16 protein-coding genes and 1 tRNA gene are annotated in these 14,965 nt (G+C 63.2%); 8 read left to right on the top strand and 9 right to left on the bottom strand.

The genetic code is table 11. From position 1 onward, the window contains the following. Positions 1-113 precede the first annotated feature (113 nt). Genes lpdA through U5A89_RS09885 form a run of 3 tightly spaced genes read right to left on the bottom strand, consistent with a single transcriptional unit; the run spans position 114 to position 3,247 of the window. On the bottom strand, positions 114-1,511 hold the full coding sequence (gene lpdA, locus U5A89_RS09895; protein WP_338160981.1) for a dihydrolipoyl dehydrogenase: 1,398 nt from the start codon (positions 1,509-1,511) through the stop codon (positions 114-116). A gap of 18 nt (positions 1,512-1,529) precedes the next feature. After that, complete coding sequence (locus U5A89_RS09890; RefSeq protein ID WP_338160980.1) at positions 1,530-1,928, bottom strand: acyl-CoA thioesterase; 399 nt, start codon at positions 1,926-1,928, stop codon at positions 1,530-1,532. Then, positions 1,928-3,247, bottom strand: a complete 1,320-nt coding sequence (locus tag U5A89_RS09885; RefSeq protein WP_338160979.1) for a pyruvate dehydrogenase complex dihydrolipoamide acetyltransferase — start codon at positions 3,245-3,247, stop codon at positions 1,928-1,930. The genes U5A89_RS09890 and U5A89_RS09885 overlap by 1 nt, the downstream gene beginning before the upstream one ends. A 183-nt stretch (positions 3,248-3,430) precedes the next feature. On the opposite strand from U5A89_RS09885, the gene U5A89_RS09880 reads away from it, so the two are divergent. Further along, positions 3,431-3,886: a universal stress protein gene (locus U5A89_RS09880; protein WP_338160978.1), complete on the top strand. Its 456-nt coding sequence runs from the start codon at positions 3,431-3,433 to the stop codon at positions 3,884-3,886. Between the two features lie 89 nt (positions 3,887-3,975). Here the strand turns inward: U5A89_RS09880 and U5A89_RS09875 are convergent, their stop codons facing one another. Next, positions 3,976-6,399, bottom strand: coding sequence for a ribonuclease R family protein (locus U5A89_RS09875; RefSeq protein ID WP_338160977.1), 2,424 nt, complete (start codon positions 6,397-6,399; stop codon positions 3,976-3,978). Between the two features lie 77 nt (positions 6,400-6,476). Between U5A89_RS09875 and U5A89_RS09870 the strand changes: the two genes are divergently transcribed. Next, the gene (locus tag U5A89_RS09870) at positions 6,477-6,881 is read left to right on the top strand and encodes a cupin domain-containing protein (RefSeq protein ID WP_338160976.1); all 405 of its coding nucleotides are present in this window, start codon (positions 6,477-6,479) and stop codon (positions 6,879-6,881) included. A gap of 158 nt (positions 6,882-7,039) precedes the next feature. On the opposite strand, the gene U5A89_RS09865 is transcribed toward U5A89_RS09870, so the two are convergent. Together U5A89_RS09865 and U5A89_RS09860 are read right to left on the bottom strand one after the other, a co-directional pair. Continuing rightward, the gene (locus tag U5A89_RS09865; RefSeq protein ID WP_338160975.1) at positions 7,040-7,693 is read right to left on the bottom strand and encodes an MOSC domain-containing protein; all 654 of its coding nucleotides are present in this window, start codon (positions 7,691-7,693) and stop codon (positions 7,040-7,042) included. A gap of 112 nt (positions 7,694-7,805) precedes the next feature. After that, positions 7,806-8,024, bottom strand: coding sequence for a hypervirulence associated TUDOR domain-containing protein (locus U5A89_RS09860; RefSeq protein ID WP_338160974.1), 219 nt, complete (start codon positions 8,022-8,024; stop codon positions 7,806-7,808). A 126-nt stretch (positions 8,025-8,150) separates the two neighbouring features. Here U5A89_RS09860 and U5A89_RS09855 point away from each other — a divergent pair, with 126 nt between their 5' ends. The 4 genes from U5A89_RS09855 to U5A89_RS09840 all read left to right on the top strand — a co-directional run bounded on the left by U5A89_RS09855 (position 8,151) and on the right by U5A89_RS09840 (position 11,631). After that, entirely contained in the window at positions 8,151-9,329 is a 1,179-nt protein-coding gene (locus U5A89_RS09855) for a glycosyltransferase family 4 protein (RefSeq protein WP_338160973.1), read from the top strand. A gap of 27 nt (positions 9,330-9,356) precedes the next feature. Beyond that, entirely contained in the window at positions 9,357-10,676 is a 1,320-nt protein-coding gene (locus U5A89_RS09850; protein ID WP_338160972.1) for a replication-associated recombination protein A, read from the top strand. Then, a complete protein-coding gene (locus U5A89_RS09845; protein ID WP_338163002.1) occupies positions 10,676-11,527 on the top strand; it encodes a hypothetical protein in 852 nt (283 codons plus the stop codon). Before U5A89_RS09850 ends, U5A89_RS09845 begins: the two co-directional genes overlap by 1 nt. Positions 11,528-11,555: 28 nt before the next feature. Then, positions 11,556-11,631 (top strand) — tRNA-Thr (locus U5A89_RS09840). A gap of 486 nt (positions 11,632-12,117) precedes the next feature. On the opposite strand, the gene U5A89_RS09835 is transcribed toward U5A89_RS09840, so the two are convergent. Next, positions 12,118-12,558 (bottom strand): cupin domain-containing protein, encoded by a 441-nt coding sequence (locus U5A89_RS09835; RefSeq protein WP_338160971.1) that lies wholly within the window; start codon positions 12,556-12,558, stop codon positions 12,118-12,120. A 123-nt stretch (positions 12,559-12,681) separates the two neighbouring features. On the opposite strand from U5A89_RS09835, the gene U5A89_RS09830 reads away from it, so the two are divergent. Next, complete coding sequence (locus tag U5A89_RS09830; RefSeq protein WP_338160970.1) at positions 12,682-12,984, top strand: glycine zipper 2TM domain-containing protein; 303 nt, start codon at positions 12,682-12,684, stop codon at positions 12,982-12,984. Positions 12,985-13,051: 67 nt separating this feature from the next. Here the strand turns inward: U5A89_RS09830 and U5A89_RS09825 are convergent, their stop codons facing one another. Then, complete coding sequence (locus U5A89_RS09825; protein ID WP_338163001.1) at positions 13,052-13,342, bottom strand: hypothetical protein; 291 nt, start codon at positions 13,340-13,342, stop codon at positions 13,052-13,054. A gap of 152 nt (positions 13,343-13,494) precedes the next feature. Then, positions 13,495-13,902 carry an EVE domain-containing protein gene (locus tag U5A89_RS09820; RefSeq protein ID WP_338160969.1) on the bottom strand — a complete coding sequence of 136 codons (408 nt, stop codon included), beginning with the start codon at positions 13,900-13,902 and terminating at the stop codon, positions 13,495-13,497. Between the two features lie 106 nt (positions 13,903-14,008). On the opposite strand from U5A89_RS09820, the gene U5A89_RS09815 reads away from it, so the two are divergent. Next, positions 14,009-14,956, top strand: a complete 948-nt coding sequence (locus U5A89_RS09815) for an isopenicillin N synthase family dioxygenase (RefSeq protein ID WP_338160968.1) — start codon at positions 14,009-14,011, stop codon at positions 14,954-14,956. The last annotated feature ends 9 nt before the right edge of the window (positions 14,957-14,965 follow it).

Here is a 14,965-nt window from a genome sequence, read left to right as displayed (position 1 = left end):
GGCCTACATTCAAGCCATCGAGCCATCCCGCCCGCTGCATCAGCGCGATCGCCAGGACGCAAAAAAGCGCGAGAGCCAAAGCCCCCGCGCCTTTCACCTGGCGTGTGCGCCGATCAGATATGGAGCGCACGGCCATATGCCGCGAGCACGCTTTCATGCATGGATTCCGAAATGGTGGGATGCGGGAAGACGGTGTGCATCAGTTCCGCTTCGGTCGTTTCCAGCGTCTTGCCGATGGTATAGCCCTGGATCATCTCGGTCACTTCCGCGCCGATCATGTGGGCGCCCAGCAATTCGCCGGTCTTGGCGTCGAACACGGTCTTGGTGAAGCCTTCCGCTTCGCCCAGCGCGATCGCCTTGCCATTGCCGATAAAGGGGAACATGCCGACCTTTACGTCATAGCCCGCTTCCTTCGCCTTGGCTTCGGTCAGGCCGACGCTGGCGATCTGCGGATGGCAATAGGTGCAGCCCGGGATGTTGCGCGGGTCCATGGCGTGGGGATGCTTGCCGGCAATCGCTTCGGCGGTGATCACGCCTTCATGGCTCGCCTTGTGCGCGAGCCATGGCGGCGCGGTGATGTCACCGATCGCCCACAGGCCTTCGACATTGGTGCGGCACATCTCGTCGGTCTTGAGGAAGCCGCGATCGTCCACATCGACGCCCAGTTCTTTGAGGCCAATGTCGGCGGTGTTAGGGACGATGCCGATCGCGACGATCATATGGCTGAATTCGGCGGCACTTTCCTTGCCCGCCTTGTCCTTCAGCTTGGCGGTCACGCCATTGGCGCCGACCTTGATATCGCTGACGCCTGCGCCGGTCAGGACGGTCATGCCCTGCTTCTTGAGCGCCTTTTCCAGGAAGGCGGACACGTCGGCGTCTTCGACGGGCACGATGCGGTCCATCATTTCGACCACGGTCACGTCCGCGCCCATGTCGTTATAGAAGCTGGCAAATTCGATGCCGATCGCGCCCGATCCGATGACCAGCAGCTTGGTCGGCATTTCAGGCGGCGTCATGGCGTGGCGGTAAGTCCATACGCGCTTGCCATCAGCGGGCGTGCCGGGCAGGTCGCGGGCGCGGGCGCCGGTTGCCAGCACGATGTTCTTGGCGGTCAGTTCTTCGGTCTTGCCATCCTTGGTCACGGACAGCTTGCCTTTGCCGGTCAGCTTGCCATCGCCCATATGGACGGTGATCTTGTTCTTCTTCATCAGGTGCGTGACGCCCTGATTCAGTTGCTTGGCGACGCCGCGCGAGCGCTTCACCACGGCGGCGATGTCGGCGCTGATCTTTTCTGCGGCCAGGCCATAGTCGCCGGCATGTTGCATATAGTGGAAGATTTCGGCGGAGCGCAGCAGCGCCTTGGTCGGGATGCAACCCCAGTTGAGGCAAATGCCGCCCAGATTTTCGCGCTCGACGATCGCGACCTTCAGACCCAGCTGGGCCGCGCGGATCGCCGCGACATAGCCGCCGGGGCCGGAGCCTAGCACGATGACATCGTAATTTTCAGCCATGATCAGCCTCTCTAAAACTTATCCCGCCAGCGGCGGTACGGAACGGGGCTGGCGATCCTCACCGATCGCCACGAAGGTGAATGTCGCGCGGGTGACGCGATAGGTGCGGTCGTCGTGACGCGCCCGGCGCCAGGCTTCTACCTCGATCTTCATCGAGGTGCGCCCGACGGAATTAAGGGTTGCAAAGACCGACACTTCGTCGCCGACTACGACAGGGCGCAGGAAGGTCATCCCCTCCACCGCGATCGTCACGGCGCGGCCATGGCTATGCCGGGCGGCTACGGACCCCGCCGCGGAATCCATCAGGCTCATCAGCCAGCCGCCGAAAATATCCCCATAGGGATTGGTGTCGGTCGGCATGGCGATGACCCGCACCGCCGGGCTGATGTCCGGCGGGGTTTCGTCCACATAGGGCATCAGGCGAGCATGCCGATCGGGTTTTCGACCAATTCCTTGAACGCCTTCATCAAGCGCGCGCCATCCGCGCCGTCGATGGCGCGATGGTCGAAGCTGCCGGTCGCCGACATGACGGTCGCGATCTGGAGCGAATCGTCCACGATATAGGGACGCTTTTCGCCCGCGCCGATCGCCATGATCATCGCCTGGGGCGGGTTGATGACAGCTTCGAACTGCTTGATGCCGAACATGCCCATATTGGACAATGACGCGGTGCCGCCCTGATATTCCTCGGGCTTGAGCTTGCCGTCCTTGGCGCGGCTCGCCAAATCCTTCATTGCTTCGGAGATGGCGGCGACGCCCTTGCTGCCTGCGTCCGATATGATCGGGGTGATCAGGCCACCGGGGATCGATACGGCGACGCTGATATCGGCGCGCTTGAACTGCAGCATCTGGTCGCCCGCAAACTGCACATTGCATTCGGGCACCTGGATCAGGGCAACGCCCAGCGCCTTGATCAGCAGGTCATTGACCGACAGCTTCACGTTGCGGCTGGCAAGACCGGCGTTGAGTTCGCCGCGCAGCTTAAGCAGCTTGTCGAGTTGAATATCCACGGTCAGGTAGATGTGCGGCACCTGCTGCTTGGATTCGGTCAGGCGGCGCGCGATCGTCTTGCGCATGCCGGACAGTTTGACGACGTCGTGGGGGATGCCGAAATCCTGCGCGGCGGCGGCAACCGGTGCGGGAGCGGAAGCCGCGGCGGGCGCAGCTGCGGGAGCCGAGGCGGCAGGCGCGGCGGCGCCGGGCTTGGCGCCATCGATGTCGGCCTTCACAATACGGCCATTGGTGCCGGTGCCGGAAATGCTGGCGAGGTCGATGCCCTTGGCCTGCGCCAAACGACGGGCCAGCGGGCTGGCCTTGACGCGGTCGCCCGCGGGCGCGGCGTCGGCTTGCGCAGCCTTCGGCGCTGGCGTGGCGTCGGCCTTGGGCGCTGCGGCTTCGGCCTTGGCGGGCGCGGGATCGGCCTTGGGGGCAGCTTCGCTCTTGGGGGCAGCGTCGCCCTTGCCACCGTCGGCGGCGACGGTGGCGGCATCCTCGCCTTCTTCGGCGATGATCGCGATGATGGTGCCGACCTTCACGCCTTCGGAGCCTTCGGCGACCAGAATCTTGGCGATGACGCCTTCGTCGACGGCTTCAAATTCCATCGTCGCCTTGTCGGTTTCGATTTCCGCGAGCAAATCGCCCGACGACACCGTGTCGCCTTCCTTGACCAGCCATTTGGCCAACGTCCCTTCCTCCATGGTCGGGGACAAAGCGGGCATCTGGATCGTCTTGCTCATGCTTTCGGGCCTCTTCTTGGCTTTACGGCTTTAGGTCGTTGGTGCTCGTTTTCACCTATTCGCCGGATCGGTCAAGCAACGGCTTGCCAGAGGGGGATTTATGCCGCACATTTCACCCTTATGGTTAGTTGGGCCGTTTCATCGGCGGTCGATGCCATTAATTGGGCGCGGGGGCGATAAGAAGTGCGGACATATCTGGTCGTCGTGGACGAATCGCCCGAAGCGGAAACCGCGCTGCGTTTCGCGGCCCGCCGTGCGGCCAAGACCGGCGGCGCCGTTCGCATCCTGGCGCTGATCCCGCCGGCCGAGTTCGTGCAATGGGGCGGCGTGCAGGCGACGATGGAAGATGAGGCGCTGCAACGCGCCGAGGCGCTGGTGACAAGTGCGGCGGGGACGTTGACAACCGAGTCCGGTATTCGGCCGAGCATTACGGTGCGACAGGGCGATGCCGTGGCCGTGGTGCGCGGTACGCTGGATGAAATGGACGATGTCGCCGCGCTGGTGCTGGGGGCTGCGGCGACCGGCAATCCGGGCAAGTTGGTGACGCATTTCGCCGGGCCGGATGCGGGCAAACTGCCCTGCCCGTTGATGATCATTCCGGGCGGGCTGGATAGCGATGCGATCGATCGGTTGAGTTGAGACGCTATCTTTCTGCGTTTGATCGGGCCGTAAGGTCCGGGGATGGATCCCCGCCTTCACGGGGATGACGTTATCAAGAATGAATAGGCTTACCTTTTATGCTTGCCCCGCTTTGCGCCCATGTGGCGGATGTTGGTCGGGCGGCCGCGATTGATGCCCGGACGGGTGCGGTCGCGCTTCATCGGGCCGCCGCGGGGGGCGGGATTGTCGGGCAGTTCGAAGCGGAGCGAGCCGTTGATCGGGTCAGCTTCCGCCAATCGTAAGTCCAGCCGCTGACCGACGGTGTAGCGATCACCGCTGTTCGTGCCCTGCAACGCCTTGCCTGCTTCGTCGTAGAAGAAATGTTCGTCGCCCATGGTCGATACCGGCACCAACCCGTCGCCGCCCAGCCCGTCGACCGTCGCGAAGAAGCCGAAATTCTGGACGCCGGTAATGCGCGCCTTCACGATTTCACCGACATGGGCGGACAGGAAAGCCGCGACATAACGATCGACCGTTTCGCGCTCCGCTTCCATCGCGCGGCGTTCGTGGCCGGAGATCATTTCGCCGACGCGGCCCATATTTTCATAATCATCCTGGCTGAGCGACGAGCGGTCCGGGATCGCCTTATCCTTGGGCGCGGGCAGGTCCAGGCCGTAGGCGCCAACCAGCGCACGGTGGACCAGCAAGTCCGCATAGCGGCGGATGGGCGAGGTGAAATGGGCGTAGCTGCCGAGCGCCAGGCCGAAATGGCCCATATTCTGCGGGCTATAATAGGCCTGGGTCTGGCTGCGGAGGATCTGGACCATGATCTGCTCCTTCTCTTCCGACTCCGCGATTTTGCGGATTAGGGCGTTGAAGGTCGCGGGACGGATGACCTGGCCCAGCGCGAAATCCATGTCGAAGGTCGCGAGATATTCCTTGAGCGAAACCAGCTTGTCGCGGCCGGGCGCTTCATGGACGCGGTACATGACCGGTGCCTTCTTTGCCTCCAGCGCCTTGGCGGCCGCGACGTTGGCGGCGATCATACAATCCTCGATCAGCATATGCGCGTCGAGCCGTTCGCGCACGGCGACGCTGACGATCTTGCCATGCTCATCCAGCACCACCCGCCGTTCGGGCAGGTCCAGGGCGAGCGGATCGCGTGCTTCCCGTGCTTTGCACAGGAGCGTCCAGCAGGCCCATAGGGGTTTGAGGGCGACGTCGAGCAGTTCGTCCGCCTGTTTGCGTGAAGCCGTGGGCGCGGCGTCAAGTTCCTGCCCACCCCCGGCCCCTCCCGCTTGCGGGAGGGGAGAATGAGAGGCGGCTCCTTCCGCAGCAAAAGACGCATCCATCGCCGCCTGCGCATCTTCATAGGCCAGCACCGCGGCGACGCGGATCACGGCGCGGGTGAAGCGCCAGGCCGTCACCTTGCCATTGGCGTTGATGGTGAGGTGGCAGGCCATGGCCGCGCGGTCTTGCCCGGCGCGGAGCGAACACATGTCGGACGACAGTTCGTGCGGGAGCATCGGCACGACCTGATCGGGGAAATAGACGCTGTTGCCGCGCTTGCGCGCCTCTTTGTCCAGCGCGCTGCCGGGGCGGACATAATAGCTGACGTCGGCGATGGCGACGATCGCCTTATAGCCGCCGGGATTGCCTTCATCCTCGTCCGGGGTGGCCCAGACGGCATCGTCATGATCGCGGGCGTCGGACGGGTCGATCGCGATGATCGGCAGGTGGCGCAAATCTTCCCGCTTGTCTTCGTGCAGTGGCAGGGCGGAGGCTTTAGTCGCCTCTTCCTCGACGCGCTCTGGGAACACGTGGGGGATGCCGTGCTTGTGGATCGCGATTAGGCTGAAGCTGCGCGGGGCGAAGGGATCGCCAAGAATGTCGGTGACGCGGGCGGCGATGCGCGGCGGGCGGCCATGGGGTTCGGCCAGCACCAGGTCGCCAGGCTTGGCATTGCCGACATCGCTGATCGGCGTGTCCTTGCGGATGCGCTTGTCGACCGGGCGGAGCCATAGCTTGCCGTCGGCCATCACTTCCACCACGCCCAGCAATTCCTCGCTGGCCTTGGCGAGTTTCTTCATGACGTGGGCGACATAGCCGCGCCCGGCTTCCTCGGTACGGGCGAGAATGCGGTCGCCGATGGTGAGCGCGCCACGCTTGCCGCGCTCCAGCACGCGCAGGCGGGGGGCGGGCTGGCCTTCGGCTTCCCACCGTTCGGGGGTAGCGATCAGGGTGGTGTCATCGACATCGATGATACGCAGCACCGTCACCTTGGGTACGCCGCCCATCTTGTGGAAGGCGCGGGCGGGGCCGAGATCGATCAGACCTTCGTCCGCCATATCCTTGAGCAAAGCCTTCAGCGCGATCTTTTCCTGACCCTTCAGGCCGAACGCCTTGGCGATTTCGCGCTTGCCAGCGGGCTGATCGGATGTGGTGATGAAATCCACCACTTCGTCGCGGGTCGGGAAACCGGCGGGGCGGACCTTGGTACGGGCCGGGGTGCGAGCGGACGCGGATGTCTTGTTCTTGGGGGTCGATGCCATGGACCAGCTATAGGGATGCGATCACGGCGATACCAGCGCTATGGCGGGGGCGGCGTAGGTGCTTCGTTGAAACCGGCATGAACGCCCTGCTCCTGATCGCCGCCGCCAGCGTTACGCCCGTTGCCATTCCCCACCCCGTCGAGAAGGCGGGCGCCGACCATTATATGTGGGGCGAGGTGAATGACGGCTGGCATCTGGTGCAGCGGGACGACCTGTCCGTGATAGAAGAGCGTATCCAGCCGGGCGCAAGCGAGGTGCGCCACTATCATCGTACAGCGCGGCAGTTCTTTTATGTGCTGGCGGGCGAACTGACGATGGAGGCGGCGGGACAGACCTACCGGCTGTCGGTCGGGCAAGGGATCGAGATCGCGCCAGGCGTGCCGCATCGGGCGCAGAACAGGAGCGCGGTTCCGGTGGAGATACTGGTTACATCCTCCCCCAAAAGCCATGGCGACCGCGTGGAAGCGCCCCTGCCCGAATAGGATTTGCGCCGCTTAACTTCGCACATTTCCCGCTGATTTCGACATTTTAATATATGAGTTGGAAATTATGTTTCGCAAATGAAAGGGGGAAGCGGGTCGCATCAAACAGCGATGCGCAAATTATCATGGCCAAGGTTATGTAGGACAGCGGCCGCTGCCTACCCCGCCAGTTTGCTGGCGCGTTCGCGCCATGCCGCGGCGAGGACGGTCATGGCGGATAGGGCGCGGACGCCTTCCGGGTCGCACTTGTGGCCGCCGCCGATCAGCAGCGCGAACACCCGCGCGATGCTCCAATCGGGCAAGGGGCGTTCCAGCAGATCCATGCGCATTCCCGCTTCCGCCTCTCCTTCCCGGATCACGCGGAAATACAGGCCGCAACGGGCCGTTTTGACGATCGTCGCCATCACGTCACGCGCGCCGAAGCGGTGGTCGAGCTTCCAGCAGGGCTGACGGCCATGGCTCACTTCGACTATTGCGCTGCCCAGCGAAAAGCGGTCGCCCAGGCAAATGTCGGCTTCCGTCATGCCATGCGAAGCGATATTTTCGCCAAAGGCGCCAGGGACGTCGAGCAGGGGTTGACCCGGCTTGCGGTCCCGCCACCAGCCATAATGATCCTGCGGATAAAGATGGATGGCCTTGTCCCAGCCGCCATGATGGATCAGGTCCGCGACGGCATCATGGTCTAAGCCGTTCCATGTGATCCGCACCGGCCCATCGACCGGTTGCTTGGCGATGGCGCTATAGTCACCGTCCCGAAAAGGCCTGGGCGTACCGACCAGCAGTGCGTCGATCGTCATGAAGGGTGTCGTCATGCAGCCGATGATGCCACGTCAGCGGCAAAGGCGCGATAGCCGCTTTGCCGTTAGAGGCATGGCTTATCGCGTAGGGTACGCGCCAAGCACGACCCTTTATACGGACCAACAATTAGCTGGTGCTTATTTCCGAGCGGAGCTTCAACACTTCGCCGCCATTTTCGGACTGGATCAGATAGGCGGGATTGCGGGGCGAGCCGTTGCGGCGGATGCGCGATCCTTCGATCGTACGTTCGACATGGCGGTCGAACCGCTCGGCAATACGCCCTCGGCCGACGCCCTGCCCCCAGTTCCACTTGACCCGCGTTCCTTTACGGAATGTCTCGGTCATGGGGCATCCTCTCCTATTTCGAGCGCACGCTGCGCCGGCCGCTACTCGCCATCAACGAAGAGCAAAATTCACAAAGTGCAAACTGGTTCCCTTGGGTTTTTTGGTTCGTTGCAGTAAGGGGCGACGATGGATGCTACCGGCCTGCGCGTCGCCCTGTTCAGCGGCAATTACAACTATGTCCGCGATGGTGCGAACCAGGCGCTCAACCGCTTCGTGGCCTATTTGCTGCGACAGGGGGCGGCGGTGCGCGTCTATTCGCCGACGACGCCGACGCCTGCCTTCGATCCGGCCGGCGACTTGGTCAGCACCCCGTCCTTTCCGGTGCCGGGGCGCAAGGAATATCGGGTGCCCTATCGCATGTCGGCGCAGGTGCGCCGCGATCTCAAGGCGTTCGCGCCCAATATCGTGCATCTGTCCAGCCCTGACCCGCTGGGCCACCGGGCGCTCAGCTGGGCGCGGGCGCGCGGTTTGCCGACGGTGGCTTCGGTGCATACCCGGTTCGAAACCTATCCGCGCTATTATGGCCTGGCCTTTCTGGAACCGCTGATCGAATCCATGCTGCGCCGCTTCTATCGGCGGTGCGATGCGATCGTCGCGCCGTCCGAATCGATGGCGCAGCTGCTGCGCGACCAGCGGATGAATTATGATGTCGGCATCTGGACGCGCGGCATCGACCGGGAGATTTTCAATCCCGGCCGCCGCGACATGGATTGGCGCCGGTCGCTGGGTATCGCCGACGATGCGCCCGCGATCGGCTTTATCGGTCGGCTGGTGATGGAAAAAGGTCTGGACGTGTTTTCCGACGCGATCGACCAACTGGCCGCGCGACAGGTGCAGCATAAGATATTGGTGGTGGGCGAAGGACCGGCGCGCGACTGGTTCCAGACCCGCCTGCCCGGCGCGATCTTTACCGGGTTTCAGAAGGGGCCGGAGCTGGGCCGCGCCGTCGCCAGCATGGACATGCTGTTCAACCCGTCGGTCACCGAAACCTTCGGCAATGTCACGCTGGAGGCTATGGCGTGCGGGCTGCCCACCGTCGCGGCGCGCGCAACGGGCAGCGAAAGCCTGGTGACGGACGGCGTGACCGGCCGCCTGATCCGCCCCGGCGCGATCAGCGCGTTTGCCGATGCGTTACAGGATTATTGTATCGATCATGACGCGCGCCAGGCCGCAGGTGCGGCGGCGCAGGCGCGGGCGGAACGCAATGGTTGGGACCAGGTCAACCAGGCGCTGGTCGACACCTATGTCCGCGTCGTCCGCCAACGCGCGCAGGGGCTGGCGCCACGGTCCAGCCCGGTTCCATAATCCACCATATATCCTATATCGGTAGCGATGGCTGACCTTTTCGCTTCCGACGACCTGCCCGCCAGCGATGGCCCTTCCGATACCGCGCCGCTCGCCGACCGGCTGCGCCCGCGCACGCTGGCCGATGTGGTGGGGCAGGAACATCTGACCGGCCCTGACGGCGCGATCGGGCGGATGGTCGCGGCGGGCCGGCTATCTTCCATCATCCTGTGGGGACCGCCCGGCACCGGCAAGACGACCACTGCGCGGTTGCTGGCCGATGCAGTGGGGATGCGCTTTGCGCCGATATCGGCCGTGTTTTCCGGCGTGGCGGACCTGAAGAAGCTGTTCGCGACGGCGAAGGATCATGCGCGGCGCGGCGAGAAGACCCTATTGTTCGTGGACGAAATCCATCGGTTCAACCGCGCGCAGCAGGACGGGTTTCTGCCGTTCGTGGAGGATGGCACGGTGACGCTGGTCGGCGCGACGACCGAAAATCCGAGCTTCGAGTTGAACGCGGCTTTGCTGTCGCGGGCGCAGGTGCTGATCCTGCGGCGTTTGGACGCGGTCGCGCTGGAACAGTTGCTGGATCGGGCGGAAGCGCTGACCGGTCGCCCGGTGCCGATCGACGCCGCCGCACGCGAAGCGCTGATCGCCAGCGCGGATGGCGATGGGCGTTTCCTGCTGAACCAGGTCGAAACGCTCTATGCGATCGACCTGCCCGAACCGCTCGATCCGGCGGGCCTATCTGCCCTGCTCCACCGGCGCGTCGCGGTGTACGACAAGGATCGGGAGGGGCATTACAACCTTATTTCCGCGCTGCATAAGTCGCTGCGCGGGTCCGATCCGCAGGCGGCGCTCTATTATCTGGCGCGGATGCTGACGGCGGGGGAAGAGCCACTTTATGTGCTGCGGCGACTGGTGCGCTTTGCGACGGAGGATATCGGCCTTGCCGATCCGCAGGCGGTGATCCAGTGCCTGGCAGCAAAGGATGCCTATGATTTCCTGGGATCGCCCGAAGGCGAACTGGCGATCGTGCAGGCGTGCCTCTATTGCGCGACGGCGCCCAAGTCGAACGCCGCCTATGCCGCGATGAAGGCGTCGTTCAAGTCCGCGCGCGACACCGGATCGATGATGCCGCCGATGAACATCGTCAACGCCCCCACCAAGCTGATGAAGCAGGTCGGCTATGGCAAGGGCTATCAATATGATCATGACGCGGCGGAGGGATTTTCTGGGGCGAATTACTGGCCGGAAGAGATGACGCCGCAGACCTTCTATGCGCCGACCGATCGGGGGTTCGAGGCGCGGATCGCCGAACGGATCGCGCATTGGGACCGGTTGCGGGCGGAGCGTGCGGGCGGGTGATGCATTTCACGCGGTTCGCCGCGATCGACTGGTCCGGAGCCAAGGGCGTACGGCACAAGGGCATTGCGGTGGCTTTGTGCGAGGTTGGCGACGATGTGCCGCAGTTGGTGACGCCGCCGCAGGGCGTCTGGTCGCGGCGGAAGGTGGTGGACTGGCTGGTGGGGGCCGCGGCGCAGGCGCCGACGCTGTTCGGGTTCGATTTCAGCTTCGCCCCGCCTTTCGTGGCGCGGGGCGGCTATCTGCCTGGCGATGCGGTGCCGACGGATGGCCCCACCTTCTGGGCCTATGTCGATGCCATTTGCGACGACGTGGATCTGGGCGCGGCGAGCCTGCTTGAGATCGCGCATCGCCGCCATTTCTATTTCGGCAAGGCCGATGGGGTGAAGGCGGCCTTCATGCATAATCGGGTGTGCGAAACGCGATATAATGCGGGCGGTGGCGGCAAGCCATCGACCGTCTATGATGCGATCGGCGCGGCGCAGGTCGCCAAGGCCAGCTTTGCGGGGATGCGGTTGCTGCATCATATTCATGGCGACGTGGCGATATGGCCGTTCGATCCCCTGCCGGTGGCCGGATCGCTGGTCGTGGAAATCTATACCAGCATCGCCGCGCGCGCTGCCGGTCGTCCCAAGGGTCGCACGAAGATGCGGGATGCTGGGGCGTTGAATGATGCGCTGGCGGCTTTGGGATCGGCGGGCCATGACGGCGCGATGCCGGACGATCATGGCGCGGACGCGATCGTCACTGCCGCCTGGATGCGGCGCGTGGCCGATCAGCCAGATTTATGGTCGCCTTCGCTGCTGACCGCGCAGATTGCTTGCACTGAGGGCTGGACGTTCGGCGTGATCTGATAGTAAGGGCGTGCGGTCCCAACGGAACGCCGGCTTAGCTCAGTTGGTAGAGCACCTGATTTGTAATCAGGGGGCCACGGGTTCGAATCCTGTAGCCGGCACCAGTCTTTACATTCTCTCCAGGCCATGAGGCTGTCATGGTCCCCGAACGCAAAATGGGGGCCGACATCGCTGTCGGTCCCCATTTCCGTCGGGTCATGCGATCCGCGTCCCTTACAGAATGCGATCATCGGCCCGGCGATCCTGTGCGTGCTCCTCTGGCGAGAATGGCGTACAGGCTTTGCGCCGGTTGTTGGCCAAGGGCCGCCTTTCCGGTGCTGGCTGCCTGCTTTCCATGCCCGACGTTCACTTTCGCGCGTACCCGGCACAGGCTTCAAGCATCCCCGTTCGTCTGCCCGGCTCCGCCCTTGCGGACATTGCCTGCTAGCGAACGTTCGATGCGGTTAGATCCCTGATTTCTCAGAGATTTTGGAAGTGGATCGCTCCATTTCCACCGTCTCGATATGGGGATGGTCTCACCATGATCGAGTCGTTCAAAGCGAAATCGCATCTGCAATTGACGTTGCTTCGCATAAAGCTGTGGATAAGTTTCAGACCGGTGGCGACCAATCCGGCGGCGCGAGGGAAAAGCCCGCAAAATCAAAGCCGGGGATCACGGTGCAGCTGACCAGCGTCCACCCATACTGCGGCGTGGCGGCCTGCCAATGATGAGCTGGCACCTGGATTTGCGGCATTTGTCCGTTCGGCACGTCCGGCCCGAGGACATGATCCTGTGCAGGCTGATCGGGCGCGGCGATCGATAATGTGAGCGGTGCGCCATCATGCCAGAACCAATGTTCGTCCGCATCGACCTTATGCCAATGGGAGCGCTGGTGCGCTTCCAGCAGAAACAGGATCGCCGTACCCGCTGCCCGCTCGCCTGGAGCAGCAGCGGCGCGCCACGTTTCGCGATACCATCCGCCTTCGGGATGTGGGGTCAGGCCAAGCTGGTCAATCAATGCCCGCGCATCCCGTTCATCGCCGCCGCGCATCAGTTCACCTCAAATTTTATTGCCTTGGAAACAGTTATTTAGCTTGTTGCCTGATGTTCATGCAACCCTGATCAAGGTTAGAGGGTTCAAGCGACAAACCACGCAATCTGGAGGAGAATCTCAATGCGTAAAGCCCTGCTCGCCCTCGCCGCTGTTTCGCTGGCGGTTCCCATGTCCATGGCGGTGCCCACCGATGGCGCCCAAGCGCGGAAAAATCATCGTTACAAGGAATGGCGCGGTCGTGATGGCCGGACCTATTGCCGCAAATCCAACGGTACGACCGGCCTGATCGTGGGCGGCGTCGGCGGAGCGCTGGCTGGTCGTGCGATCGACACGCGCGGTGATCGCGCGACGGGCACGATCCTGGGCGCGGCGGGCGGTGCGCTGCTGGGCAAGGAAATCGACAGCAAGCGTCGTTGCCGTTGATCCGAGGCGGATAAAAAAGGGCGGCATCCGGTTGGATGCCGCCCTTTTTATTCGTGAAGCGTCGGGATTATTCCGCAGCAGCGCCCGCGGCGCCACGCGCTTCTTCGACCTTGAAAGCGACCTGCTGGCCACCCGACACGCCCGAAACCTTGCCGTTCTTCACAGCGAGGTTGAACGCAACGGCGTCGGGGAAGCGACGGCCGGAGATGACCTTGCCGGTCTTGGTATCCTTGACTTCATACACATAGGTATAACCTTCGTGCGTGAAGCGCTGCTTGGCGGCGTCTTCCGCCTGGGCAGGTGCAGCGGCGGCAACAATGGCGCTCAGGGCGCCGGCGACAATGAACTTGGACAGCATTCGCATGGGTAAACTCCTTGTGAATGCCGATCAAACACCTCTTGGTTTTTCTTATTCTGTTAAGGCGCTTCTATGTTGCAGCGCGGCATTGCCACAATCGCAAAGAGCGGCGCGCCAGTTGCATCATCTGCAATCATGCCCCAATGATCCGCTCAACCCTTTGACATAGCAACGATATGGTCGAATTGGGCCTTTGTGAGTGGTGCCACTGACAAGCGCGATTGGCGAAGCATGACCATGTCAGCCAAGGCTGGATCGGCCTTCATCGCCTTGAGCGACACCGGTTTGGCCAGCTTTTCATACGGCGCGACATGGACCGATATCCATTTGCCGGTATCGTCGGTGCTGTCAGGCGCGGCTTCTTCCACCACCGTCATGATGCCGACCGCTTCCAGACCGATATTGCTGTGATAGAAAAAGGCGCGGTCGCCTTTGCGCATCGCCTTCATATGACCTTGCGCCGCGTGATTGCGCACGCCGTCCCATTCGGCCTTCCCCTTGGCGACCAGGTCGTCATAGGAAAAGACGTCGGGTTCCGATTTCATCAGCCAATAGTTCATCCTGCCGTCTTGCAACAGCGGCCCGGCGCGATCAAGGATGGACCGACAGACAAGCCGCCCCCTATAGCGGGCCAAGGCTGATTCAGACCTTTATCGGAGATAAGACGTGTCGCAAACGGTGCTGGACCAGGTTCCCGTCCTGTCCATGGCGGATATGAGCAAGGCAGATTTCGCCGCCGCCTTCGGCCGGTCGTTCCAACAGTTCGGCTTCGCCATGGTGAAGGATCATGGCATGGACCAGACGCTGGTCGATGACGGATGGGCGCTGGCGCGCCGGTTCTTTGCCCTGCCCGAAGAGGTGAAGCAGCGTTACAGCGCCAAGGGCAATGGCGGCCAGCGGGGCTATACCGCGTTCGGTACGGAGATCGCCAAGGGCGCGAGCGAGAATGACCTGAAGGAATTCTGGCATGTCGGCCGCGAGTTGCCGGATGGTGATCCGCTGGCCGAGACGATGCCGCCCAATATCTGGCCCGACGCCATGCCGGAGTTCCAACCCGTATTCGCCAAGCTGTATGACGAGTTCGACCGGGTGGGCGCGGAGCTGCTGTCGGCGATCGCGCTCTATCTGGGTCTGCCCGAACGCTGGTTCGACGGGCCGATCGACAATGGCAATTCGATCCTGCGCCTGCTCCATTATCCGCCGGTGTCGCCGCAGGCGCCGGGTATCCGCGCGGGCGCGCATGAGGATATCAACCTCATCACCCTATTGCTGGGCGCGGAAGAAGGCGGGCTGGAGTTGAAGGATCGGAACGGCAACTGGCTGCCCGTGGTGCCGCCGCCGGGTGCGCTGGCGATCAATGTCGGCGACATGTTGCAGCGGTTGACCAATCATATCCTGCCGTCGACCAGCCATCGCGTCGTCAATCCGCCGCCGGAGCGGCGCGGCCATTCGCGCTATTCCATGCCGTTCTTCCTGCACTTGCGGCCCGATTTCATGATCGATGCGCTGCCGCAATGCGTGAGCGACGATAATCCGCGGCGCGATCCGCCGATCAGCGCGCATGATTATCTGACGGAGCGGCTCATCGAGATTGGGTTGATCAAGAAGGGGTGACATGTGGCG

Origin of the sequence: Sphingobium sp. HWE2-09, from assembly GCF_035989265.1 — a bacterium.
Classification (GTDB): Bacteria; Pseudomonadota; Alphaproteobacteria; order Sphingomonadales; family Sphingomonadaceae; genus Sphingobium.
Note: the sequence above shows the minus strand (reverse complement) of the source record. Positions and strands in the feature narration are given on the sequence as shown.

Excerpts from the sequence above, each read along its gene's own strand:
- U5A89_RS09855 (WP_338160973.1), top strand. The coding sequence starts at position 8,151 with ATGGATGCTACCGGCCTGCGCGTCGCCCTGTTCAGCGGCAATTACAAC.
- U5A89_RS09835 (WP_338160971.1), bottom strand. The coding sequence starts at position 12,558 with ATGCGCGGCGGCGATGAACGGGATGCGCGGGCATTGATTGACCAGCTT.
- U5A89_RS09830 (WP_338160970.1), top strand. The coding sequence starts at position 12,682 with ATGCGTAAAGCCCTGCTCGCCCTCGCCGCTGTTTCGCTGGCGGTTCCC.
- U5A89_RS09825 (WP_338163001.1), bottom strand. The coding sequence starts at position 13,342 with ATGCTGTCCAAGTTCATTGTCGCCGGCGCCCTGAGCGCCATTGTTGCC.
- U5A89_RS09875 (WP_338160977.1), bottom strand. The coding sequence starts at position 6,399 with ATGGCATCGACCCCCAAGAACAAGACATCCGCGTCCGCTCGCACCCCG.
- U5A89_RS09860 (WP_338160974.1), bottom strand. The coding sequence starts at position 8,024 with ATGACCGAGACATTCCGTAAAGGAACGCGGGTCAAGTGGAACTGGGGG.
- U5A89_RS09820 (WP_338160969.1), bottom strand. The coding sequence starts at position 13,902 with ATGAACTATTGGCTGATGAAATCGGAACCCGACGTCTTTTCCTATGAC.
- U5A89_RS09890 (WP_338160980.1), bottom strand. The coding sequence starts at position 1,928 with ATGCCCTATGTGGACGAAACCCCGCCGGACATCAGCCCGGCGGTGCGG.
- U5A89_RS09845 (WP_338163002.1), top strand. The coding sequence starts at position 10,676 with ATGCATTTCACGCGGTTCGCCGCGATCGACTGGTCCGGAGCCAAGGGC.
- U5A89_RS09865 (WP_338160975.1), bottom strand. The coding sequence starts at position 7,693 with ATGACGACACCCTTCATGACGATCGACGCACTGCTGGTCGGTACGCCC.
- U5A89_RS09870 (WP_338160976.1), top strand. The coding sequence starts at position 6,477 with ATGAACGCCCTGCTCCTGATCGCCGCCGCCAGCGTTACGCCCGTTGCC.
- U5A89_RS09850 (WP_338160972.1), top strand. The coding sequence starts at position 9,357 with ATGGCTGACCTTTTCGCTTCCGACGACCTGCCCGCCAGCGATGGCCCT.
- lpdA (WP_338160981.1), bottom strand. The coding sequence starts at position 1,511 with ATGGCTGAAAATTACGATGTCATCGTGCTAGGCTCCGGCCCCGGCGGC.
- U5A89_RS09885 (WP_338160979.1), bottom strand. The coding sequence starts at position 3,247 with ATGAGCAAGACGATCCAGATGCCCGCTTTGTCCCCGACCATGGAGGAA.